General features: G+C 61.1%; 20 protein-coding genes. 12 read left to right on the forward strand and 8 right to left on the reverse strand.

The features are described from left to right. Nucleotides 1-391 precede the first annotated feature (391 nt). The 4 genes from lhpI to ACXHXG_RS16555 all read left to right on the forward strand — a co-directional run bounded on the left by lhpI (nt 392) and on the right by ACXHXG_RS16555 (nt 5818). The gene (gene lhpI, locus ACXHXG_RS16540) at nt 392-1336 is read left to right on the forward strand and encodes a bifunctional Delta(1)-pyrroline-2-carboxylate/Delta(1)-piperideine-2-carboxylate reductase (protein WP_457900027.1); all 945 of its coding nucleotides are present in this window, start codon (nt 392-394) and stop codon (nt 1334-1336) included. Between the two features lie 11 nt (nt 1337-1347). Next, nucleotides 1348-3816, forward strand: coding sequence for an ATP-dependent helicase HrpB (hrpB, locus tag ACXHXG_RS16545; protein WP_457900028.1), 2469 nt, complete (start codon nt 1348-1350; stop codon nt 3814-3816). Nucleotides 3817-3818: 2 nt separating this feature from the next. Further along, nucleotides 3819-5156, forward strand: coding sequence for an ActS/PrrB/RegB family redox-sensitive histidine kinase (locus ACXHXG_RS16550; protein ID WP_104821487.1), 1338 nt, complete (start codon nt 3819-3821; stop codon nt 5154-5156). 74 nt (nt 5157-5230) lie between these two features. Further along, a complete protein-coding gene (locus tag ACXHXG_RS16555; protein WP_104824929.1) occupies nt 5231-5818 on the forward strand; it encodes an ActR/PrrA/RegA family redox response regulator transcription factor in 588 nt (195 codons plus the stop codon). 3 nt (nt 5819-5821) lie between these two features. On the opposite strand, the gene ACXHXG_RS16560 is transcribed toward ACXHXG_RS16555, so the two are convergent. Then, nucleotides 5822-6310 carry an MmcB family DNA repair protein gene (locus ACXHXG_RS16560; RefSeq protein ID WP_104821486.1) on the reverse strand — a complete coding sequence of 163 codons (489 nt, stop codon included), beginning with the start codon at nt 6308-6310 and terminating at the stop codon, nt 5822-5824. 180 nt (nt 6311-6490) lie between these two features. Between ACXHXG_RS16560 and ACXHXG_RS16565 the strand changes: the two genes are divergently transcribed. Further along, nucleotides 6491-7165, forward strand: coding sequence for a L,D-transpeptidase (locus ACXHXG_RS16565; RefSeq protein WP_457900029.1), 675 nt, complete (start codon nt 6491-6493; stop codon nt 7163-7165). A 182-nt stretch (nt 7166-7347) separates the two neighbouring features. On the opposite strand, the gene ACXHXG_RS16570 is transcribed toward ACXHXG_RS16565, so the two are convergent. From ACXHXG_RS16570 to hslV, 6 genes are all read right to left on the reverse strand, one after another. Further along, nucleotides 7348-9516 carry a malate synthase G gene (locus ACXHXG_RS16570; protein ID WP_457900030.1) on the reverse strand — a complete coding sequence of 723 codons (2169 nt, stop codon included), beginning with the start codon at nt 9514-9516 and terminating at the stop codon, nt 7348-7350. A gap of 119 nt (nt 9517-9635) precedes the next feature. Beyond that, the gene (locus ACXHXG_RS16575) at nt 9636-11639 is read right to left on the reverse strand and encodes a hydantoinase/oxoprolinase N-terminal domain-containing protein (RefSeq protein ID WP_283048274.1); all 2004 of its coding nucleotides are present in this window, start codon (nt 11637-11639) and stop codon (nt 9636-9638) included. A 327-nt stretch (nt 11640-11966) separates the two neighbouring features. Then, a complete protein-coding gene (locus ACXHXG_RS16580) occupies nt 11967-13361 on the reverse strand; it encodes a cytochrome P450 (RefSeq protein WP_283048272.1) in 1395 nt (464 codons plus the stop codon). 48 nt (nt 13362-13409) lie between these two features. Further along, nucleotides 13410-14363, reverse strand: coding sequence for a DUF1402 family protein (locus tag ACXHXG_RS16585; protein ID WP_104821481.1), 954 nt, complete (start codon nt 14361-14363; stop codon nt 13410-13412). 168 nt (nt 14364-14531) lie between these two features. Then, a complete protein-coding gene (hslU, locus tag ACXHXG_RS16590) occupies nt 14532-15839 on the reverse strand; it encodes an ATP-dependent protease ATPase subunit HslU (protein ID WP_104821480.1) in 1308 nt (435 codons plus the stop codon). Between the two features lie 43 nt (nt 15840-15882). Then, nucleotides 15883-16410: an ATP-dependent protease subunit HslV gene (gene hslV / locus ACXHXG_RS16595; RefSeq protein ID WP_457900031.1), complete on the reverse strand. Its 528-nt coding sequence runs from the start codon at nt 16408-16410 to the stop codon at nt 15883-15885. Nucleotides 16411-16624: 214 nt separating this feature from the next. Here hslV and hisB point away from each other — a divergent pair, with 214 nt between their 5' ends. The 7 genes from hisB to coaA are packed head-to-tail and all read left to right on the forward strand — an operon-like array spanning nt 16625 to nt 21287. Next, on the forward strand, nt 16625-17233 hold the full coding sequence (gene hisB / locus ACXHXG_RS16600; protein ID WP_104821478.1) for an imidazoleglycerol-phosphate dehydratase HisB: 609 nt from the start codon (nt 16625-16627) through the stop codon (nt 17231-17233). 26 nt (nt 17234-17259) lie between these two features. Next, nucleotides 17260-17742, forward strand: a complete 483-nt coding sequence (locus ACXHXG_RS16605) for a DUF2628 domain-containing protein (RefSeq protein ID WP_104821477.1) — start codon at nt 17260-17262, stop codon at nt 17740-17742. 2 nt (nt 17743-17744) lie between these two features. Next, complete coding sequence (hisH, locus tag ACXHXG_RS16610; RefSeq protein ID WP_104821476.1) at nt 17745-18395, forward strand: imidazole glycerol phosphate synthase subunit HisH; 651 nt, start codon at nt 17745-17747, stop codon at nt 18393-18395. 25 nt (nt 18396-18420) lie between these two features. Next, nucleotides 18421-19170 (forward strand): 1-(5-phosphoribosyl)-5-[(5-phosphoribosylamino)methylideneamino]imidazole-4-carboxamide isomerase, encoded by a 750-nt coding sequence (gene hisA, locus ACXHXG_RS16615; protein ID WP_104821475.1) that lies wholly within the window; start codon nt 18421-18423, stop codon nt 19168-19170. Continuing rightward, nucleotides 19167-19955 carry an imidazole glycerol phosphate synthase subunit HisF gene (gene hisF, locus ACXHXG_RS16620; RefSeq protein ID WP_104821474.1) on the forward strand — a complete coding sequence of 263 codons (789 nt, stop codon included), beginning with the start codon at nt 19167-19169 and terminating at the stop codon, nt 19953-19955. Before hisA ends, hisF begins: the two co-directional genes overlap by 4 nt. Before the next feature lie 15 nt (nt 19956-19970). Beyond that, on the forward strand, nt 19971-20285 hold the full coding sequence (locus ACXHXG_RS16625) for a phosphoribosyl-ATP diphosphatase (protein ID WP_104821473.1): 315 nt from the start codon (nt 19971-19973) through the stop codon (nt 20283-20285). Between the two features lie 6 nt (nt 20286-20291). Further along, nucleotides 20292-21287 (forward strand): type I pantothenate kinase, encoded by a 996-nt coding sequence (gene coaA / locus ACXHXG_RS16630; RefSeq protein WP_104821472.1) that lies wholly within the window; start codon nt 20292-20294, stop codon nt 21285-21287. Here coaA and ACXHXG_RS16635 read toward each other — a convergent pair. After that, nucleotides 21229-22491, reverse strand: coding sequence for a glycosyltransferase family 87 protein (locus tag ACXHXG_RS16635; RefSeq protein WP_457900032.1), 1263 nt, complete (start codon nt 22489-22491; stop codon nt 21229-21231). The two genes, coaA and ACXHXG_RS16635, sit on opposite strands and share 59 nt — an antisense overlap. Nucleotides 22492-22494 lie beyond the last annotated feature (3 nt).

Genomic DNA, 22494 nt, shown 5'->3' on the forward strand with positions numbered 1-22494 from the left:
CCAGAACCACAAATCAGCATCGCAGCCAATCAAGGAAACACATGAGCGAGAAACTCCGTCGCCAGCAGCGCCGCCGCCCTCGTTCAGTGAGTGGGCTTATAATCCCACCGCTTTCCCTTAGTCAACACCAACACTGTAAAAATTCTGACATTTTTGTAAGTGACTGATTCTATTGGTTGATTTCTATGTGAACTCAATTGGCCGCGAAAATCGCCCTCTTTTGAGGTGTTTTCCGGAATCATTTTTACGGGTCTTTGGCGAATCCATCTTTCAAAAGGGGTGAGAGGCGAGAAGTCGGCTTTCAAAACCGCATCAGCCCTATGTCCGCGCCGCCAATTGCCAGTTCATAGCGCAGGACCTAATAGAAAGCTGAGCAATGAAGGAGCAGACAATGTTGGTCCTCGACGAAGAGCAGACCCGTGCAGCGCTGGCCTGGCCGGCGCTCATCGAAGCGATCGCCACGATGTTTGCCGGTGGCTGCGTCATGCCGGTGCGGCATCACCACGATATGGAAGTTCCCGGCGAGAGCCATGCTACGCTGTTGCTGATGCCGGCCTGGTTGCCGGGGCAATATATGGGCGTGAAGATGGTTTCGGTTTTCCCGGACAATGCCAGTCGCGCCCTGCCCGCAATCTTCGGAACTTATCTGCTTTCGTCCGGCAAGACAGGCGAAATGCTCGCAGCGATCGATGGCGGGGAGCTCACGGCGCGGCGCACTGCCGCCACCTCGGCGCTGGCGGCGCGCTATCTCGCACGCACGGATGCGCTGGAATTGCTTGTCTGCGGCACGGGGCGGCTGTCGCTCAACCTGATCCAAGCGCATGCCGAAGGACGGAAGCTGACGCGAATCGGCGTTTGGGGGCGCGATCGCGACAAGGCGCAACAGGTGGCGGACGATGCGCGTGCGTTTGGTTTGGACGTACAAGCCGTCACCGATCTGGAAGCGGCCGCGCGCAGCGCCGACATCATCTCCTGCGGCACGCTGTCGAACACGCCGGTTATCCAGGGCGAATGGCTGAAGCCCGGGGCGCATCTCGATCTTGTCGGCGGTTTCAAGCCAGATATGCGCGAGACCGATGACGTCGCGATCCAGCGCGCGCAAGTCTTCGTCGATACGCGCGCCGGCGCAATGAAGGAAGCCGGCGATATCGTACAGCCGCTGAAAAGCGGTGCGCTCACGGAAGATGCGATCCACGCGGAGCTCAGCGAGCTCATACGCGGCACGCGGCCGGGGCGCACGAATGAGAACGATATAACCCTGTTCAAATCGGTGGGAGCCGCGCTCGAGGATCTCGCCGGCGCGATCCTTGCCTATGAACATGTGCGGGGCAAGTAGGCGTGACGCCCATGACACCTTCGCTGCCCGAACTGCCGGTCTCGCATGTGCTCGCCGATATCGGCGCAGCGCTCGCGGACGAACGACGCGCGGTTCTGTCGGCTCCCCCCGGCGCCGGCAAAACAACGCTGGTGCCGCTCTATCTACTTGGTCAAGGCTGGCGCGGCGACGGCAGGATCATCCTGCTGGAGCCGCGGCGGCTTGCGGCAAGGGCAGCGGCAACGCGCATGGCCTCGCTGCTGAATGAGCAGGTGGGCGATACCGTCGGCTACCGCATGCGGCTTGATAATCGCATTTCCGCAAAGACGCGCATCGAAGTGGTGACCGAAGGCGTGTTCGCGCGGATGATCCTCGACGATCCCGAACTATCGGGCGTTTCCACGGTCATCTTCGACGAATTCCACGAACGCTCGCTGGATGCGGATTTCGGCCTGGCGCTGGCGCTCGACGTGCAATCGGCGCTCCGCGAGGATCTGCGTATCCTCGTGATGTCGGCGACGCTCGATTTCGAACGTGTCGCCGCCCTGCTCGGACGCCCGCCCGTCATCGAAAGCATGGGCCGCAGCTTTCCGATCGATATCCGCCATCAGGACCGGCCGGCCGGCGAGCGGATCGAGGAGACCATAACCAAGGCGATCCTGGATGCGCATGCGACGGAACAGGGATCGATCCTTGCCTTTCTGCCCGGCCAGGCGGAAATCACCCGCACGGTGGAAAGACTCGAAGGCCGATTGTCGCCGGAAACGGTGATCGCGCCACTTTACGGCAATCTCGGCCAAAAGGAACAGGATGCGGCGATCCGGCCGGCGCTGAAAGGCACGCGCAAGATCGTGCTGGCGACATCGATCGCCGAGACGTCGATCACCATCGACGGCGTGCGCATCGTCATCGACAGCGGCCTGCAGCGGCTGCCGGTTTTCGAAGCGTCGACCGGGATCACTCGGTTGGAGACGGTGCGGGTATCACGGGCTTCCGCCGATCAGCGCGCTGGCCGTGCGGGGCGAACCGAGCCTGGTATTGCGATCCGGCTTTGGCATCCAGGCCAGACGGCGGCACTGCCGGCCTTCACGCCGCCGCAGATTCTGTCCAGCGATCTTTCCGGGCTGGCGCTTGATCTTGCCCATTGGGGCGTGCAGGACCCAGCCGCACTTGCCTTTGTCGATCAGCCGCCGGCGACGACACTGGGCGAAGCGCGGGCATTGTTGCGGCAATTGGGGGCGCTGGATACTGAGAACGGGCTGACGGCACACGGCAGGCTGATGCGCGATCTGGCTCTGCCGCCGCGGCTAGCGGCCATGGTGATTTCAGCAGCGGAGTTCGGCCAGGCACGTGAGGCGGCGATGCTCGCCGTATTGCTGACGGAACAGGGGCTCGGCGGGCAAAGCATCGATCTGGAAGAGCGTCTGCGGCGGTTCAAGACGGAAAAGGGTGAACGCGCGGAGGCGTCGCGCCGGCTAGCAGGGCGGTTGGCGACAGCGGCAGGCGGGAGCAAGGCTGCGGACGCAGGAGTACCGGTCCTGGCCGGCTCATTGCTACTGCATGCTTTCCCCGATCGCATCGCCCTGCAGCGCGGCGGCCGCGGACGCTTCGTCATGGCGAACGGGCGCGGCGCCGAATTGCCGGAGACGGAGCGCCTCGCCGGTTCGCAAATGCTTGTCATTGCCGACCTGACGGGCCGGGCGGCGCAAGGCCGTATCTTGGCAGCGGCGGAAATTGCGCGTGCTGATGTCGAGGAGCATCTGCCGGGAGAGATCCGCACCGAGGACCAGAGCCTATTCGACAAGACCAGCCGGCAAGTGCGGGCGCGGCGCGTGACGCGGCTCGGCGCCATCGTCTTCGAGGAAACCCCCTTGCCCCGACCATCGGGCGACCGGGCGGCGAAGGCGCTGGCCGACGGCATCCGCGAGCTGGGGCTCGCCGTCCTGCCCTTTTCGAAAGAGGCGACGCAATTGCGTGAACGGATCGGCTTCCTGCACCGGACGATCGGGGAGCCATGGCCCGATATGGGCGACGATGCCCTGCTTTCGCGGCTCGACGAATGGTTCACGCCATTCCAGACCGAGGCGCGCGGCCTCTCGGACATCTCGGCCGGCGGGCTTTCCAACGGGCTGATGTCGCTGGTGCCGCATGAGCTGCAGCGCGACCTCGGCCGGATGGCGCCGACGCATTTCGAAGCGCCGACGGGCCAGCGTCATCCGATCCAATATGAAGGCGAAGAACCGCTGCTGACGATCCGCGTTCAGGAGCTTTTCGGCCTGAAGCAGCATCCGGCCGTCGGCGGCGGGCGGCTGCCGCTGGTGCTGGAACTGACGTCGCCGGCGCACCGGCCGATCCAAACGACGCGCGATCTGCCCGGCTTCTGGGCAGGATCGTGGAAAGACGTGCGCGCCGATATGCGCGGGCGCTACCCCAGGCATCCCTGGCCGGAGGACCCGGCTGATGCTTTGCCGACGACAAGAGCCAAGCCGCGTGGTACCTGAGAATGGCCCGTTTCTTCAGAGGATTGGACAAGATGGCGGACGCGGACGCCAAGCCGCAGGACGATCACCACACCAGCCGACGGCTCAGGCTGCAGACGCTGGTGCGGCTGCGTTGGCTTGCGGTCGGCGGCCAGACGGTGACGGTGATGATCGTCGCCTTCTGGCTGAAATTTGCCGTGCCGCTGCTGGCCTGCTGCGTGTTGATCGCCTGCCTTGCCTGGATCAACTTCTTCCTGACGTTGCGCTATCCGCCAACGCACCGTCTGGAGCCGCCGGCTGCCTTTGCGCTGCTCGGCCTCGATCTCCTGCAGCTTTGCGGTCTGCTCTTGATCACCGGCGGGCTCGCCAACCCCTTTTCCGCCCTGGTCTGCGTCCCCGTCATCATTTCCTTCGCCTCGCAGCCGATCCGCTACAGCATGGCGCTGATCGTGCTGGCGATGATCTGCATCACGGGCCTTGCCTTCTCGCCTTTTCCGCTGCCCTGGTACGATGGCATCGAGATCAACGTTCATAGCGTAATGCAGCTCGGCGTCTGGTGCTCGATCGCCTCGACCATGGCCTTTGCCGCCTTCTATGCCTACCGCGTCTCCATGGAGGCGACGCAGCTTGCCGATGCGTTATCGGCGACGGAACTGGTGCTGCAGCGGGAAAAGCACCTGTCGCAACTCGACGGGCTGGCCGCCGCCGCGGCTCACGAACTCGGCACGCCGCTGGCAACGATCAGCGTCGTCGCCAAGGAGATGGAGCGCGAGCTCAGCCAGGACGACCGCTTCCGCGAGGACGTGGCGCTGCTGCGCAGCCAGAGCGAACGATGCCGCGACATCCTGCGGCGGCTGACGACGCTCTCCTCCGAGGACGAGGCGCATATGCGGCGGCTGACGCTGTCGTCGATGATGGAGGAGATCATCGCACCGCATCGGGAATTCGGCATCAAGCTGGAGCTGATCGAAAAGAGCCCGCGCCTCGGCGAACCCGTGCTGAACCGCAACGCCGGCATCATGTACGGGCTTGGCAATCTCATCGAAAACGCCGTCGACTATGCGCGAAAGAAGGTGACCGTCACGGTGGAATATAATCCCGATACGCTGACAATCGTCATCGAGGATGACGGCAACGGGTACTCTCCCGAAATCTTGATGCGGATCGGCGAGCCCTATGTCACGACGCGACAGCGAGACGATACGGCGGGCGGCCTCGGACTCGGCCTGTTCATCGCCAAGACCCTGCTGGAACGTTCGGGCGCAGAGCTTTCCTTCGGCAATCGCGACCCTGAAACGCCGGGTGCACGCATCCGTGTTGAATGGCCGCGAATGTTGATCGACAGTAATTCGACAAAATGAATTTCACGGCTTAAAACACCGGTCGTTAAAGTCAGTAGGACTATGCAGGCGGTCTGCCGCCGGGATTGAACATAATGACGGATAAAGAGCTCACCGACCCTCATGCGGGGGCCAAGGACGCGGCAGACCATATCGGGCCCGACGCGACATTGCTGATCGTCGACGACGACGGACCTTTTCTGCGCCGGCTGGCGCGCGCCATGGAGACGCGCGGCTTCGTGGTCGAGACGGCGGAATCGGTGGCGGAAGGCGTTGCCAAATCCAAGGCCACGCCACCGAAATACGCCGTGGTCGACCTTCGTCTCGGTGACGGCACCGGCCTTGATGTCATCGAGGCGATCCGGCAGCGGCGCGACGATACACATATTGTGGTGCTGACCGGCTATGGCAATATCGCGACCGCGGTCACTGCCGTGAAGCTCGGTGCTCTCGATTATCTTGCCAAGCCCGCGGATGCCGACGACGTCTATGCGGCGCTGACGCAACGGCCGGGCGAAAAGGCCGAGGTGCCGGAAAATCCGATGTCGGCGGATCGGGTGCGTTGGGAGCATATCCAGCGCGTCTACGAAATGTGCGAGCGCAACGTCTCCGAGACGGCCCGCCGTCTCAACATGCATCGCCGCACGCTGCAACGAATCCTCGCCAAGCGCGCACCGAAGTAACCTTCATTCAGACGAAAAAGACTTACCCGTCGCCCATTCGGCCAGCATCAGCCGCTGGGCGGCGGCGCGGGAAAAATTGAGCGTCACCGATTTGCGCGTGGCTGGTGGCAGGCGATGCTCCGGCGCCTCGCGGATCATATGCGCGCCGTAACCATCCGACAGGAAAAGCCCGCAGTCTTCCGGAAAGATATCGAGCGGCACGTCCTTGTGGGTCGCGAAGAACAGGCGATCGCAATGCAGGCGGTAATCCGGCCATTTGCGATCGACGCGGAAATCCTCGATCGAGGATTTGATCTCGATGATCCAGATCTCGCCCTTTTCGGAAAGCGTGATGAGGTCGGCGCGGCGGCCGCTGGCGAGCGGCAGCTCCGGCAAGACGGCAAGGCGCATCTCGTGCAGTAATAGTTGCACGCCCCTGCGTACAAGCATCGCCCGTTCCGACTGCCGGCCGTCTATTAACGGATTGTTATTGTAAACACTTAAAATCGTCATGAATTGCCTCAGGGACCGAACAAGCGTTGTTGCAAAAAAACCATGTCCCTTTAATTTGCGCAGCGGAGCTATTTTGTCGCCCCGCACCAGCTTGCAAAGCTAAATTTAATAGAAAATAAACCATAGTCAAAGATGGTTGATACCATCCCATTCCCTGTCACAACTCACCAAGAGACTTCCATGCGCATCCGCAATGCTATGACCGCACTCGGCCTTGTCGCAACGCTTGCCACGGCTGGTTACGCCACCACTGCCGCAGCCACGCCGACCGCTACCGCCAACTCCGCTTCCGACACCGTCAAGACGTTCGATAATGATTACGGCGTCACGAGCGACAACGGCTTCCAACTGCCGGCGATCCCGATCCAGAAGGTGAAGCCGCAGTTCCGCCGCCAGATCGTCTCCTACAAGTCTGACGAAGCTGCGGGCACGATCATCGTCAACACCCGCGAGCGCCATCTTTATTACATCCTCGGCAACAACGAAGCCATGCGCTACGGCATCGGCGTCGGCAAGCAGGGCTTTGCATGGTCGGGCACGGCATATGTTGCCTGGAAGCAGGAATGGCCGAGCTGGCATCCGCCGAAGGAAATGGCGGTCCGCCGTCCGGAAATCGCCAAGTATGTCGATGACGGCATGAACCCGGGCCTCGAAAACCCGCTCGGCGCTCGCGCCATGTATCTCTACAACGAAAAGGGCCAGGACACGCTGTTCCGCCTGCACGGCACGCCGGAATGGGCTTCGATCGGCACCGCGGCTTCCTCGGGCTGCATCCGCCTGATGAACCAGGACGTCATCGATCTTTACAACCGCGTTCTGCCGGGTCACAGCACTAAGGTCGTCGTGATCCAGTAATCGCTGGCATTATTTGGAATTCAAAAGGCCGCTGGATCGATGTCCGGCGGCCTTTTTGTTTTGGGGAACTGAGGTCCGATATTATACCGCCTCACCCGCCCTCATCCTGAGGCGCCTTGCCGCCAAAGCGCCAGCGCAGGCGACAAGGCCTCGAAGGATCGAGGTGGCCCCAGATGGAGAGGTCACCCCGCCTGCTTTGCCTTCAGCTCGATACGGCGGCGGTGCAGGACCGGTTCGGTATAGCCGTTTGGCTGCTCGCGGCCTTTGAGGACGAGATCAAGCGCCGCCTGGAAGGCGATGGAGCCATCGAAATTGCCGGCCATCGGTCTGTAGAGCGGGTCGCCGGCGTTCTGCCGGTCGACGACGGAGGCCATGCGCTTCATGGTCTCGACGATCTGCGCTTCGGTGATGACCTTGTGGTGCAGCCAGTTGGCCATGTGCTGCGCCGAGATGCGCAGCGTGGCGCGATCCTCCATCAGGCCGACATTGTTGATATCCGGTACCTTTGAGCAGCCGACGCCCTGATCGACCCAGCGAACGACATAGCCGAGAATGCCCTGGCAATTATTGTCGATCTCGCGCTGGATTTCTTCCGGCGTCCAGTTCGGACGCGGCGCCACCGGAACGGAAAGAATGTCGGAAAGCTTGGCGCGAGCCCGGCTTTTCAGGCCCTGCTGGACCTCGGCGACGTTGACGCGGTGATAATGGGTCGCATGCAGCGTCGCAGCCGTCGGTGACGGCACCCAGGCGGTGTTAGCGCCGGCCTTCGGATGCGCGATCTTCTGTTCCAGCATCGCCGCCATCAGGTCCGGCATGGCCCACATGCCCTTGCCGATCTGCGCATGACCGGAAAGGCCGCATTCCAGACCGATATCGACATTCCAGTTTTCATAAGCGGCGATCCAGGCCGCCTGCTTCATATCGCCCTTGCGGATCATCGGGCCCGCCTCCATCGAGGTATGGATCTCATCGCCGGTGCGATCGAGGAAGCCGGTGTTGATGAAGACGACGCGTTCGCTGGCAGCGCGAATTGCTTCCTTGAGATTGACCGTGGTGCGGCGCTCCTCGTCCATGATGCCCATCTTGATGGTGTTGCGCGGCATGCCGAGCACATCTTCGACGCGCGAGAAGATCGCGACGGCGAAGGCGACCTCTTCCGGGCCATGCATCTTCGGCTTGACGACATACATGGAGCCGGCGCGGGAATTTTTATGCCGGCCGTTCGACCCGATATCATAGAGCGCGATCAAAGCGGTGATCATGGCGTCCATGATGCCCTCAGGCACTTCATGGCCGTCGCGGTCGAGGATCGCCGGATTGGTCATGAGGTGGCCGACATTGCGCACCAGCATCAAAGAGCGGCAATGCAGCTCGAAGCTCGCGCCATCGGGCGCCGTGTAGGTCACATCCGGATTGAGATGGCGGGTGAAGGTCTTGCCGCCCTTGGAAACTTCCTCCGTCAGGTCGCCCTTCATCAGGCCGAGCCAATCGCGATAGACTTCGGCCTTGTCCTCGGCGTCAACGGCAGCAATCGAATCTTCGCAGTCCATGATCGTGGTGATCGCCGATTCCAGCCGGACATCGGCAATAGCAGCCGCATCGGCCTTGCCGATCTCGGTGCCGGCATCGAGGACGATCTCGATGTGGATGCTATTGTTCTTCAGCAGGATATGCGAGGGAGCGCTGGCGTCGCCGAGATAGCCTGCAAAGTGTCCAGCATCGGCCAAAGCCGTAGCACCGCTCTTCGTTGCGATCGCCAATGCGCCGTCCTTGACAGTAAAGCCGGTGACGTCCTTCCAGCTCGCACCGGCAAGCGGCGCGGCGGTATCGAGGAAATCACGCACCCAGGCGATGACCTTCTCGCCACGCTTCGGATTGTAGCCCCTGCCCTTCTCGGCGCCGTCGGTCTCGGCGATCGCGTCGGTGCCGTAGAGCGCATCGTAAAGCGAACCCCAGCGCGCATTGGCGGCGTTCAGCGCATAGCGGGCGTTCATGACGGGAACGACGAGCTGCGGGCCGGCGATAGAGGCGATTTCGGGATCGACATTGGCGGTCGAGACCGAGAAGGCCGGGCCTTCGGGAATAATGTAGCCGATCTCGCGCAGGAAGGCTTCGTAGGCGGCCATGTCCACCGGAGCGCCGTTCTTGCGATACCAATCATCCAAGGCAGCCTGCATCCGGTCACGCTTGGCGAGCAGATCGCGGCTCTTCGGCGCGAGGTCATGCACGATCGCCGAGAAGCCGGCAAAGAAGGTATCCGGGTCGACGCCGGAGCCTGGCAGGGCCTCCTTGACGAGGAAATCATAAAGCACCGGCTCAATCTGAAGCCCGTTCTTGTCAATGCGGCTCATACCAATCACTCCTCACGGCCGTTCTACGGCTCAATTTTTACATGCTGCCAGTTTGCGGGCGGTTAGGCTCTCCGTCAATTTGGCAATAGTTCGAAAGATTTGTGCATTTATGGAAATAATCAGTCGGCGGCTATGCGCGGGCGGCCGCTGGCGGTGGCGATGAAGCGGGCCTCGACCAGCTTGCGATTGCCCTCGATCTCAGGCGCATCGACCTGTTCTTCCACGGCGATGACGGGATCTTCGGCACCATTCAAGCGCGCCTGCGCCGTCGCCACCTCGATTGCCCGCTGCCGCGCTAGAGAAAAAGTCTTTTGCTCGTCAGTGAACCGCAAGGTCTCGCCCGCGCCATTCAGCACATAGATGCCATCCTCGGGCATGGTGACGAATACCGTGGCGCTGGTGCGAACCTGGCCGACGACAGCACCGATCGCGTTGGCCACATCCGAATCAGCGGGAATGGCGCTGTCACTTGCCAGCATCTCGGCGATGGCAGGGTAATAGACGGGGGCGGAAGCGCCGAGGCCAACCAGAGGGCGATCGAGCGAAACGGCAAAACGGGCGATGCCCCGTGCGCGACGAAGCGCGCGGTCGATCGAGATCGATTTGGCCGGATCGAGATGGGTAACGCCGTCCTCCGCCAGGCAAGCGGCCAGGATCACGTCGGCGGACTGCCGGGTCAGGCGATCGACGATCTTTTGCGCCAGCTCCTCTATCGAGTCGGCAATCGGGCGGCCGGAGCCGTCCTTCAACCGCATTGCCAGCGCGAGACCCAACCGGGCGGCTTCCGCACTCCACTGGCTTTGCCGCCCAAGCACATGCATTGCGTCTGACGGCGTCAGGCCGCAGAGATGCACCAGGCCACGGGCAACCAGGCGGTCCAGGGTCGCTTTCTGCGACGTCGAGGTCAGAAGCTGGTCGAGCGGCAGGGGTACCCTGCCGATCTTGTCGAACAACGCCTGTTCCGACGGCTGCAAGCCGCTCGCAAGATGATCCGGTACGCCGGTGCGCACGGCAAAGCGGCCGGCGTGGCGGCCGAGATGCGGCGCACGAAGCTGCTGCTCCAGCACACCGATGACGGCCTGGCTGTGCACATGGGCTGCGAGGCTGAGTGGCAGCAGGCGGCGCGGCCCGAGTTCGAAGGCGGCGACAAGACCGCGATCGTTGATCTTTATCTCGGAATCGCCACCGAGACCATAGGTGCGCATGGCGACCGCTTCGACCATGGTGCGATAGCCGCCGACCACCGCACCGTCGGCATCGAGCCGCGGCCGGCCGGCCTCCATCACAGCGACATCCGTGGTGGTGCCGCCGATATCGGACACCACGGCATCGTCGAGGCCGGTGAGATAGCGCGCGCCGACAAGGCTCGCCGCAGGTCCGGAAAGGATGGTCTCGATTGGACGGAGCTTAGCTTCTGCGGCCGAGATCAGCGCGCCATCACCGCGCACGACCATCATCGGCGCCGCGATGCCGCGCGTGGCGAGAAACCCTTCGCAGGCGCCGACCAGCCGGTCGATCATCGATACAAGCCGCGCATTCAAAAGCGTCGTCAGCGCCCGGCGCGGGCCGCCAAGCTTGGAGGAGAGTTCATGGCTGCAGGTGACCGGCAGATGGGAAATCTCGCGGATGCAGTCACGCACACGGATTTCATGAGCCGGATTCCGCACAGCGAAATAGCCAGCGATCGCGAAGGACGAAACGCTCTTCGAAAGCTCCGGCAGCATCGCTTCGAGCGCTGCCAGATCAAGCGGGTTCTCGTTGCCATGGACGCTGTGTCCGCCGGGTACAAACACCACTGGATCGGTCCCCAGCGCCTCGGCCAGGCCGTCACGCTTCAGATCATCGGGACCGAAGCCGATCATTACCAGTCCGGCGCGGCCACCCTGCCCTTCGACCAGTGCGTTGGTGGCAAGCGTCGTCGACAGCGATACGAGACCGATAGCGGAAACGGGGATGGCCGCCTTGGCGATGACCGCATCGACAGCGCCGGCAATGCCGACGGCCAAATCATGCCGCGTGGTCAGCGATTTCGCCTTGGCAACAACGCCGTCGGTTTCATGGAAGAGAACGGCATCGGTATAGGTTCCACCGGTGTCGATGCCGAGCAGGAAATGAGATGTCACAGATCAATTTACCCTTGAGGAGATGAGTGAGGCGGCAAGCGCGGAGCCTATCTCGCCCTTGGCGGGCGAGAAAGCAAAAACTTAGGATTAGGCGGGGGCTTGTCCCCGTCTAATTCTTAGTTTTTGCAAGAGCGGGGGTAGGTAGGGACGCACGAAATTTAGAAATTTGTCTGAACAAGAAACTGACCCCCTCTCTTGCAATTTCAATGGCTTAGAAATTGCGCTAAGCATTTTTAATGCGTAGCAGCTTCTGCGCCGCAATTCCTAAGCCAGTGAAATTGCTTTCTCGCCCGCCAGGGGCGAGATAATCCCGTGCCCGCAGCGCCTCTACCGCCTCGTCACCCGCATTGGCAGCCCGCCTTGCGGCTGGGTCGTCAGCTTCTGCACCGGCCAGGGATTCGTCTGATCGGTCACATCGAAACGGAAGCGGTGCATCATGACAGCAAGGGCGATGACGGCTTCCTGAAGGGCAAAGGTGGCGCCGATGCAGACGCGGGGGCCGGCGCCGAAGGGCAGGTACTGGAAGCGATTGATCTTGCCGCGATTTTCCGGAAGGAAGCGTTCGGGCATGAAGGCTCGCGGCTTGTCCCAGTAAAGCGCGTGGCGATGCAGCGTCCACGGCATGATCAATACGGTGATCCCGGCCGGGATCTCCACGCGCTCCCCGCTTGGGCTTATCCATTCATCGTCAGCAATCGAGGCGCGGTTGATGGAAGGCGCCGGCGGATAAAGGCGCATCGCCTCCTCGAAGGCGGCACGGACATTCGGCATCAGGTCGAGCCAGGCGACGGGCTCGGCGCCGGTGGCGAGCACCTGATCGATTTCCGCTTCCATGACCTCGCGGATATGCGGGGTATTGGCGACGCAGTAGATCGTCCAGGCCAGCGCCCGCGCCGTCGTCTCATGACCGGCGCCGATGAAGGTGAGGATGTTGTCCTCGATCTCCTCCATGGTCAGGCCGTCGGGGCCGGCCTTTTCCAACAGCAGCGTCAGGAAATCGTCGGGAGCGCTGGCGCGATCCCTGCGCATCTTGTCGAGCCGAAGATCCATCGTCTTGCGGACGATGCCGCGAAACTTGTCGAGCACCTTCTGGCCGCCGATGCGGGTGACGCGCGGCACCCAGGAAGGCGCGCGCAGAAGATCCATCGGGTCGACGCGGCCCATGCGATGCAGAAGCTGGTTGACGTCATCGGCGAAATGGCCGCTTTCGGTGACGATCTCACCGGAGAACAGCGTTTCGGCGAGGATGGCGAAGGTAAGCTCGGTCATATCGATGGCGATGTCGAAAACCTTGCCGTCGCTGCCGGCCTCCTCGTATTTGCGAACATAGGCTTCGCTCTGGCTCAGCATCTGGCCGGCAAAGCCCTGGGCATGGCGCGGCGTGAAAACCGGCGCGACGGCCTTGCGCGAGCGCTTCCAGACCTGGCCTTCCGCCGTCAGCAGGCCGTCCCGCAGGATTGGCCGGAGCACGAGCTGGCGGATATCCGACATGCGGTAATTGGAGGCATTGTCGACTAGCACATGCTTGATCAGGCCGGGATCATTGACGATCAGCGTGTGCTCGCGAAAGAAGCGCGTCATGATCCATGGCAGCGTATAGGAAGGCTCGCCCCATAATTCCAGCGGATTGCGCAGGATGGTGCGGATGATCGTCAGACGCGATGGCGGGACGGTACGCGGGGTCGGGGCTGGTGGGGAAAAGGCTTCCGGGATCATGTCCATGAGATCCAATCTCCTCGAAAACCTTATTTTCGCGACGGCTCCCGAAGTTTAAAGCAGCGACTTCAGATCGTCCAGCTTATCATTGATAAGCCAGCCATAGTAATTTTCCTCCGGCCAGACCGGTTGTCCGGCCCCACGGTTCTTGGCGGCGAGCGCTGCGGCCCGCTGGCGGGAATTGCCGACATTGTAGAGCGTCGCCGTGATGCCCGGATTGCCCGAAATGTCCATGCCGGCGATCGAACGGTAGTCATCGATCGACTTGCGGATCGAGGCCGCAACGAAGGCGAGCGACAGATCCGGATCCATGATGGCCTTGTAGACGCTGCCGGCGTCCTTTTCATCCAGCTTCGGAATGCCCGACGTGCTGCTGACGAGATCGGAGAGCTCCAGCGCCGTCAGCGGATTGACCTGGCCGAGGCCGAAGGTCTGGCCGGCATAGAAGGGCTGGAAGAACACGGCGCTGAAACGGTTGTCGGGGAAGGATTTGCCGCCGACCTTCTTGCCGCGGAAATCGCTTTCCCAGACATCTTCGCGGCAGGTCCAGAGGCTGTAGGAATCCCTCTTGCCCTTGCAGGCATCGAATTGCGGCCGGGCGACAAAATCATCGACGTCTTCGCCGTCATAGGCGAAGCGGAAGCTCTGGCCGGCATAGGAGGCGGCTTTGACGTAGTAGGACTGCAGGCCGTCATAGGCGTCGACATTATAGGTATGTTCGCCGACCAGCGCGCCGATGATGTGGATGGGATCGATGCCGTAGGCGCGCGCCGTCGACTTGATCTTCGACATGAGCTTGGTATCGGTCGCCAGCAGTTCGTGAACCTTCTGGTATTTGCGCTCGAAGGTCGAATTCGTGCCCTTGGTACGGCGCACGGAGGCACCAGGGATTGCCGGCTGCTCGGCGTTGCGGTTGCCCGGCGGCACCATGGCCGCTGCATCCGCATAGGCCGGAGTCCAGGAGAGGCTGACAACCGCCAGAAGAAGGGTGATCAGAATGCGTCGCACGATGGCTGCCCTGTCGAAGTTTCATCCGATGTTTCAATGCGGCTGCCTGACGGACAATCTTGGCCGAATAAAGCCATTCCCACGCAAAGAAGCGGGCCTTAACTAAAAAGTTAACGGCCCGCTGTCGAGTGCTTAATATGTCAAGATGCCGTCACCGGCTTAATTCCATTAGAGAATGAAGCGCGACAGGTCGGTATTGGTGGCGAGATCGCCAACATGTTCGCGCACATAGTCGGCGTCGATGGTCACCGACACGCCGGCACGATCCGAAGCGTTGTAGGAAATATCGTCCAGTACACGCTCCATCACTGTCTGCAGGCGGCGGGCGCCGATGTTCTCGACAGTGGAGTTGAGGTGCACAGCGACATCGGCCAAAGCGTCGATCGCGTTATCCGTGAAATCGAGCTTCAAGTTTTCCGTCTCCATCAGCGCCTTGTATTGGCGGATGAGGCTGGCTTCCGGCTCCGTCAGGATACGGCGGAAATCCTCTTTGCTCAAAGGCTTCAGTTCGACGCGGATCGGCAGACGGCCCTGCAATTCCGGCAGGAGATCCGAAGGCTTCGACACATGGAACGCACCCGAGGCGATGAAGAGGATGTGATCGGTCTTCACCGGGCCATATTTGGTCGCAACCGTGGTGCCTTCGACCAGCGGCAGCAGGTCGCGCTGCACGCCTTCGCGGGAAACGCCGGCGCCCATGCCGCCGTCGCGGGCGGCGATCTTGTCGATCTCGTCCAGGAAGACGATGCCGTCATTCTCGGCCGATTGCACCGCTTCGCGCTGGATCGCCTCGTTGTCGATCAGCTTGTCGGATTCGTCGCGGATCAGTTCCTTGTAGGAATCCTTCACCGTGGTGCGCACCTTCTTGGTGCGGCCGCCCATGGCCTTTCCGAACATTTCGGACAGGTTGAGGACGCCGATATTGGCGCCGGGCATGCCGGGAATTTCGAAGCCGGGCATGCCGGAGCCCGTGTCGGCGACTTCGATATCGATTTCCTTGTCGTCCAGTTGGCCTTCGCGCAGCTTCTTGCGGAAGCTGTCGCGCGTTGCCGGCGAGGCGGTGGAGCCGACCAGGGCATCGAGCACCCGCTCTTCCGCGCTCATATGCGCCTTCGCCTGCACTTCGGCACGCTTCTTTTCGCGCACCAGGCCGATGCCGACCTCGACGAGATCGCGGACGATCTGTTCGACATCGCGGCCGACATAGCCGACTTCGGTAAATTTCGTCGCTTCCACCTTGATGAAGGGCGCGCCGGCAAGCTTGGCGAGGCGACGGGAGATTTCCGTCTTGCCGACGCCGGTCGGGCCGATCATCAGAATGTTCTTCGGCATGACTTCGTCGCGCAGATCGGGCTCGAGCTGCTGGCGGCGCCAGCGGTTGCGCAGCGCAATCGCCACGGCGCGTTTGGCCTCATGCTGGCCGACAATATAGCGGTCGAGTTCTGAAACGATCTCGCGGGGGGAAAAAGTGGTCATTTCGTGTGCTTCCCGTCAGGGCTAGAAACAATCAAGAGAGGAATTAGGCTTCGGAGTCGAGTATTTCGACCACGACATTGTGATTGGTGTAGACACAGATGTCGGCGGCGATATCGAGCGCGCGGCGGGCAACGTCCTCGGCCGATTTGTCGGTATCCATCAGCGCGCGCGCCGCGGCGAGCGCAAAATTGCCGCCGGAGCCGATCGCCATGGCGCCGTGTTCCGGCTCGAGCACATCGCCGTTGCCGGTGACGGCGAGCGTCACTTGCTTGTCGGCAACGAGCATCATGGCTTCGAGGTTGCGCAGATATTTGTCCGTACGCCAATCCTTGGCAAGCTCGACGGCGGCGCGCATTAGCTGGCCAGGATATTGTTCGAGCTTCTTTTCAAGCCGCTCTAGCAGCGTAAAGGCATCGGCGGTCGCACCGGCGAAACCGGCAATCACGTCACCCTTGCCAATGCGGCGAACCTTGCGGGCATTGCCCTTCATTACGGTCTGGCCGAGGCTCACCTGGCCATCGCCAGCCATCACCACCTTGCCGCCCTTACGAATAGTTACAATTGTCGTCATGTAAACACCTGTTTGCCCCCATTTTGGCGGGCTTTCTGCCGGGCCGCGTTTCGGCCCCGTCAAGCCCTATGTAAGAGGGCTTTTTACGATTGCAAATGCCCGTTATTTCGGAATGATGCATGTAAGCCGGCTAGATAAGTCTATACTGACTTAACTTCTGGATATTTGCCGATGTGCCTGATAAGGAACGGCCGTCAATCCCGATGGAGCAACCATGGCAGAGACCGCAGCGAGCCGCACGGCAAGCGTTTCCCGCAAGACCAATGAGACTTCGGTCTCCGTGTCCGTCAACATCGACGGCAGTGGCAAGTCGACGATTTCGACGGGCGTCGGCTTCTTCGACCATATGCTGGAGCAGCTTTCGCGACATTCGCTGATCGATATGGAGATCGACACCAAGGGTGATCTGCATGTCGACGATCACCACGCGGTCGAAGATACCGGCATCGCCATCGGCCAGGCCATTGCCAAGGCGCTGGGCGACCGGCGCGGCATTACCCGCTACGCCTCGATCGATCTCGCCATGGACGAAACGATGACGAAGGCGGCCGTCGATCTGTCCGGCCGGCCCTTCCTCGTCTGGAATGTTGCCTTCAGCGCCCCGAAGATCGGCACTTTCGATACCGAGCTGGTGCGCGAATTCTTCCAGGCCTTGGCGCAGAATGCCGGCATCACGCTGCATATCCTCAACCACTATGGCGCCAACAATCACCATATTGCCGAGACATGCTTCAAGGCCGTTGCCCGCGCACTGCGCACGGCAACCGAGATTGATCCGCGGCAGGCAGGCCGTGTGCCCTCGACAAAGGGCACCCTCGCCTGAGCCCCCGTCATGGGGAAAGTGAAGAGATGGCAAGCTATTTGATTTTGACGCCACCCGGAGGACCGGACAAAAACCAGGTGAGCACGCGCTTCATCCGCGACGGTTTTTCCTGGACCGCATTTTTGTTTCCGACACTATGGATGCTTTTTCACCGGCTGTGGCTGCAGGCCATCGCCGCCTTTCTGCTACAGGGCATCGCCCTGGAATTGATCCGCCGGCCGGAGTTTTTTGCCGCCGGCATCGCGATCCTGCTCGGCGTGCATGTCCTGGCTGCGCTTGAAGGCAACCACGCCGCGTATCGGAGCCTCGTTGCAGGCGGCTGGAAGACGGAAGACTTGGTTTCGGCGCCCAATCTGGCGACGGCCGAAGAGATCCATTTCACTACGACTGAGCCGAAGGCCGAGGAGAATATCCGTTCAAACGATTGGGATATCCCCACCTCTCCAAACAATAGCCCAAGCCGGGGCGGACCGTCTTTCGGTCTTCCCGGCTATGACGGAGGACGCTGATCATGCGCGTCGCGATTATCGATTACGGCTCAGGCAATCTGCGCTCGGCCACCAAGGCCTTTGAACGCGCCGCCCGCGAAGCCGGTATCGACGCTGAAATCGATCTGACTGACGATGCCGAGCGTGTCGCCACCGCCGATCGCATCGTGCTTCCGGGCGTCGGCGCCTATGCCGATTGCCGCCGTGGGCTCGACGCCGTTTCCGGCATGGCGGATGCGGTGATTGATGTCGTGGAACACAAGGGCCGCCCTTTCCTCGGCATCTGCGTTGGCATGCAGCTCATGTCGTCGCGCGGGCTGGAAAAGACGATCACGCAGGGGTTCGGCTGGATCAAGGGCGACGTCAAGGAGATGACGCCCGGCGATCCCACGCTGAAAATCCCGCAGATCGGCTGGAACACGCTGGATCTCAGACACCCGCACCCGCTCTTCCACGGCATTCCGACCGGATCGGAGGGGCTGCATGCCTATTTCGTGCATTCCTATCATCTGGCCGCCGACCATGCCGACGATGTCATCGCCACGACCAGTTATGGCGGAGCGATGACCGCCTTCGTTGGCCGTGACAACATGGCCGGCTCGCAGTTCCATCCGGAAAAGAGCCAGAAGCTCGGCCTCGCCCTGATTGCCAATTTTATGCGCTGGAAGCCGTGACGCTTCGCGCATTAAGGACAAAGACATGATTCTCTTTCCCGCCATCGACCTCAAGGACGGCCAGTGCGTGCGCCTGAAGCTCGGCGACATGGAGCAGGCGACCGTCTACAATCCCGATCCCGCCGCCCAGGCGAAAGCCTTTGAAGACCAGGGCTTCGAATGGCTGCATGTCGTCGATCTCAACGGCGCCTTCGCCGGCGAGACCGTCAATGGGGCGGCCGTTGACGCCATTCTCAAGGCGACGAAAAACCCTGTGCAGCTCGGCGGCGGCATCCGTACGCTCGACCATATCGAAAACTGGCTGACACGCGGGCTTGCCCGCGTCATTCTCGGCACTGTCGCCGTGCGCGATCCGGCGCTTGTCGTCGAAGCCTGTCGGAGATTTCCAGGCCATATCGCCGTCGGCATCGACGCCAAGGGCGGCAAGGTGGCGGTCGAAGGCTGGGCGGAAGCCTCCGAACTCGGCGTCATCGAACTGGCGAAAAAATTCGAAGGCGCAGGCGTGGCCGCGATCATTTATACCGATATCGACCGCGACGGCATTCTCACCGGCATCAACTGGGCTTCGACGCTGGAACTGGCCGATGCCGTTTCCATTCCCGTCATCGCGTCCGGCGGCCTTGCCTCGCTTGATGATATCCGCCGCATGATCCAGCCAGATGCCCGCAAACTGGAAGGTGCGATTTCCGGCCGCGCGCTTTATGATGGCCGGATCGATCCGAAGGAGGCCTTGGCGCTGATCAAGGCGGCCAAGGCGAAGGAGATCGCGCAATGACCCTGAAAGCCCGCGTCATCCCCTGCCTCGACGTCAAGGACGGCCGTGTCGTCAAGGGCGTCAACTTTCTCAACCTCGTCGATGCCGGCGACCCCGTCGAAGCCGCCAAGGCCTACGACGCCGCCGGTGCGGACGAGCTGTGTTTCCTCGATATCACCGCCTCTTCCGACAACAGGGAGACGATCTTCGATGTCGTGGCCCGCACCGCCGAGCAATGCTTCATGCCGGTAACGGTCGGCGGCGGCGTGCGCACCATCGCGGATATCCGCAAGCTGCTGCTTTGCGGCGCCGATAAGGTCTCGATCAATTCGGCGGCGGTCAACAATCCTGATTTCGTCGCCGAAGCGGCCGACAAGTTCGGCAATCAGTGCATCGTCGTCTCGATCGACGCCAAGCGGCGGCGTACCGAGGCACTCGGCGGCGACAATATGAGCGCCTGGGAGATCTATACCCATGGCGGCCGCAACGCGACCGGCATCGATGCCGTCGATTTTGCCCGCAAGATGGTCGAGCGCGGCGCCGGCGAACTGCTCGTCACCTCCATGGATCGAGACGGCACCAAGGTCGGCTACGATCTGGAGCTGACGCGGGCAATTGCCGATGCGGTACGTGTGCCCGTGATCGCCTCCGGCGGCGTCGGCGATCTCGACGATCTCGTTGCCGGCATCAAGGAAGGCCATGCGACGGCCGTGCTGGCGGCTTCCATTTTCCACTTCGGCACCTATTCGGTCGGCGAAGCGAAGCACTATATGTCAGAGCATGGCATCGCCATGCGGCTCGATTAGGAAGGGATAGGACGGATGAGCGGATTTACCCTTTCCGACCTCGAAAGAATCGTCGACGAGCGCTCCAAGGCTTCGCCGGAGGAATCCTGGACGGCAAAGCTTTTCGCCGCCGGTCAGCCAAAGGCGGCAAAGAAGCTCGGCGAGGAAGCGATCGAAGCCGTCATGGCGGCGGTGACCGGCGATCGCGACAATCTCACCTACGAGGCAGCCGATTTGCTTTATCACCTTATGGTCGTATTGAAGATTGCAGGCATTCCGTTGCAGAATGTCATGGGTGAGCTCGAAAGGCGCACCGCTCAATCCGGCCTTCAGGAGAAGGCCAGCCGGTAGAATGCGATGACGATAGCGACCCAAACCCTGCCTGCGCACGAGACACTCGATATATTTGAGGCGAAAGCCTATTCGCCCTATTATTTCTTTTCTTCGGACGAGTGGTCGAAATTCAGAGCCGATACGCCGCTGACGCTGACCGCCGATGAAGTGACGCGGCTGCGCTCCATGGGCGACCCGATCGATCTCGATGAAGTCCGACGCATCTACCTTTCGCTATCGCGCCTTCTGTCCTCGCATGTGGAATCCTCGCAGATCCTGTTCGAGCAGCGCAATCGGTTCCTCAGTCTTTCCGACGTCGCCAAGACGCCTTTCGTCATCGGTATCGCCGGCTCCGTCGCCGTCGGCAAATCCACTACGGCCCGTATCCTGAAGGAATTGCTGCGCCGCTGGCCGTCGAGCCCGAAAGTGGACCTGATAACGACCGACGGCTTTCTATTTCCGAATGCCGAATTGCAGCGCCGCAACCTGATGCAGCGCAAGGGCTTTCCGGAAAGCTACGATACCGCAGCACTCCTGCGCTTCCTCTCGGCGATCAAGGCCGGGCAGCCGGACGTCAAAGCACCCTGCTATTCGCATCTCGTCTATGACGTGCTGCCGGACGAATACAAAACCGTCGACCGGCCGGATATCCTGATTTTCGAAGGCATCAACGTCCTGCAATCGCGGCATCTGCCGGCGGATGGCAAGATCGTGCCGATGGTGTCCGATTTTTTCGATTTCTCGATCTATATCGATGCCGACGAGCATCTGATCCACAACTGGTACGTCGCCCGCTTCATGAAGCTGCGCGAAACCGCCTTCCGCGACCCCAACTCCTTCTTCCACCGCTACGCCTCGATCACAGAACAAGAGGCAATCGCGACCGCCGAAGGACTGTGGAAGAACATCAACCTGAAGAACCTGCGCCAAAACATCCTGCCCACCCGCCCGCGCGCTGATCTCATCCTGCAGAAAGGCAGGAATCATCTGATCGAACAGGTGGCGTTGAGAAAGCTTTAGAAGTTACGGGTTCATTCGTTTTCGCTGCCTCTGCATTCAAACGCAACTGGTTTCGCCAGGCCAGAACGAGCATCCATGTGGCTAGGGCTGTCGGCACCAGCACGCCTAGCGATGCGACATGCCTCACCATCTGCTGATTGAACAATGGATAGAGCCAAACGATGAGGAGAAGAAGCAGTGCACTTCGGCGCGTAAAGAACAGATACACTACAGCGACATTCATCGGTATCGTATCGTAGGAGTATCCATAAGGCATGGCGACAAGTGTCAACACGGCCGTCAGGCAAACCCTGGCGGGATGATCGACAACGGTCTTTCCGCGCCAGAGCCATAGAACCGCGACGATCGCCACGAGAGAGAAGAGCGCCTGAACCATGTAGGACGCGGAGAGGCCAAATCCCAGCGAGCGCGCCAGCATGAAGAACGTGGTGGCATTAACCTGATAACCTTGCGGAAAGGGCGCCTCAAGGATCTCCGTCATTAGCGGACGGGTCTCGGTTAGGAACAGCGACCAAACGTCGAAACCGAACAGCAAACCGGTCGTACCTATCAAAACGAGCGTTGTCACACAGGCGGAAAAAATCGCTCGATAATTGCCGCCCGCAAGTAAACAAAATGGCACGAGTACACCCAGTTGCGGCTTGATCGTCAGCAAGCCAAAGAAAATGCCAGCAATAATCGGCCGGCGCGGCGCAAGAGACAGTCCGAAAAGCAGGAGAGCGGTGGTCAATGCGCCGTTCTGTCCCAGGATCATGTTGATCATTGCGGCGGGCGAAATAATGATGAGCATGCGGGCCCATAGGTTCAACTCGAGCAGTTTTGCCGCCAGAAATAGCAACAGAAGAGTCAGCAGCGTCCATAATATGTAGGCGGGGAAAATTGGGAGAGCGGCAAACGGAATGCCAATCAGAAGAATGGAAGGCGGATAACTCCACTCATGGTCCGGTAGCAGCGGCGACAAAAGCATACGAAGCTCTTGTCGATAGGCCGCGACATCGAAGAGATAAGCCACATGGCCCTTAAGTGCCATCAGTGAACCAGCCCACAGATTGGTGAAATCCCAATAAGGCAGCCTGTCGGCGGTAGCGGAAATTCCGTCCGGCGTCAGCGTCCACAGAGAAGTTATGAAGTGCAAACCGCGGACCATTCCTATGATGACAACAATGCCTGCTAGAATAAAATCAAGCTTCACTCTCGATTGCATTGC

The organism is Rhizobium sp. LEGMi-198b, assembly GCF_054114205.1.

Excerpts from the sequence above, each read along its gene's own strand:
- lhpI (WP_457900027.1), top strand. The coding sequence starts at position 392 with ATGTTGGTCCTCGACGAAGAGCAGACCCGTGCAGCGCTGGCCTGGCCG.
- hrpB (WP_457900028.1), top strand. The coding sequence starts at position 1,348 with ATGACACCTTCGCTGCCCGAACTGCCGGTCTCGCATGTGCTCGCCGAT.
- ACXHXG_RS16550 (WP_104821487.1), top strand. The coding sequence starts at position 3,819 with ATGGCCCGTTTCTTCAGAGGATTGGACAAGATGGCGGACGCGGACGCC.
- ACXHXG_RS16555 (WP_104824929.1), top strand. The coding sequence starts at position 5,231 with ATGACGGATAAAGAGCTCACCGACCCTCATGCGGGGGCCAAGGACGCG.
- ACXHXG_RS16560 (WP_104821486.1), bottom strand. The coding sequence starts at position 6,310 with ATGACGATTTTAAGTGTTTACAATAACAATCCGTTAATAGACGGCCGG.
- ACXHXG_RS16565 (WP_457900029.1), top strand. The coding sequence starts at position 6,491 with ATGCGCATCCGCAATGCTATGACCGCACTCGGCCTTGTCGCAACGCTT.
- ACXHXG_RS16570 (WP_457900030.1), bottom strand. The coding sequence starts at position 9,516 with ATGAGCCGCATTGACAAGAACGGGCTTCAGATTGAGCCGGTGCTTTAT.
- ACXHXG_RS16580 (WP_283048272.1), bottom strand. The coding sequence starts at position 13,361 with ATGGACATGATCCCGGAAGCCTTTTCCCCACCAGCCCCGACCCCGCGT.
- hslU (WP_104821480.1), bottom strand. The coding sequence starts at position 15,839 with ATGACCACTTTTTCCCCCCGCGAGATCGTTTCAGAACTCGACCGCTAT.
- hslV (WP_457900031.1), bottom strand. The coding sequence starts at position 16,410 with ATGACGACAATTGTAACTATTCGTAAGGGCGGCAAGGTGGTGATGGCT.
- hisB (WP_104821478.1), top strand. The coding sequence starts at position 16,625 with ATGGCAGAGACCGCAGCGAGCCGCACGGCAAGCGTTTCCCGCAAGACC.
- ACXHXG_RS16605 (WP_104821477.1), top strand. The coding sequence starts at position 17,260 with ATGGCAAGCTATTTGATTTTGACGCCACCCGGAGGACCGGACAAAAAC.
- hisH (WP_104821476.1), top strand. The coding sequence starts at position 17,745 with ATGCGCGTCGCGATTATCGATTACGGCTCAGGCAATCTGCGCTCGGCC.
- hisA (WP_104821475.1), top strand. The coding sequence starts at position 18,421 with ATGATTCTCTTTCCCGCCATCGACCTCAAGGACGGCCAGTGCGTGCGC.
- hisF (WP_104821474.1), top strand. The coding sequence starts at position 19,167 with ATGACCCTGAAAGCCCGCGTCATCCCCTGCCTCGACGTCAAGGACGGC.
- ACXHXG_RS16625 (WP_104821473.1), top strand. The coding sequence starts at position 19,971 with ATGAGCGGATTTACCCTTTCCGACCTCGAAAGAATCGTCGACGAGCGC.
- coaA (WP_104821472.1), top strand. The coding sequence starts at position 20,292 with ATGACGATAGCGACCCAAACCCTGCCTGCGCACGAGACACTCGATATA.
- ACXHXG_RS16635 (WP_457900032.1), bottom strand. The coding sequence starts at position 22,491 with ATGCAATCGAGAGTGAAGCTTGATTTTATTCTAGCAGGCATTGTTGTC.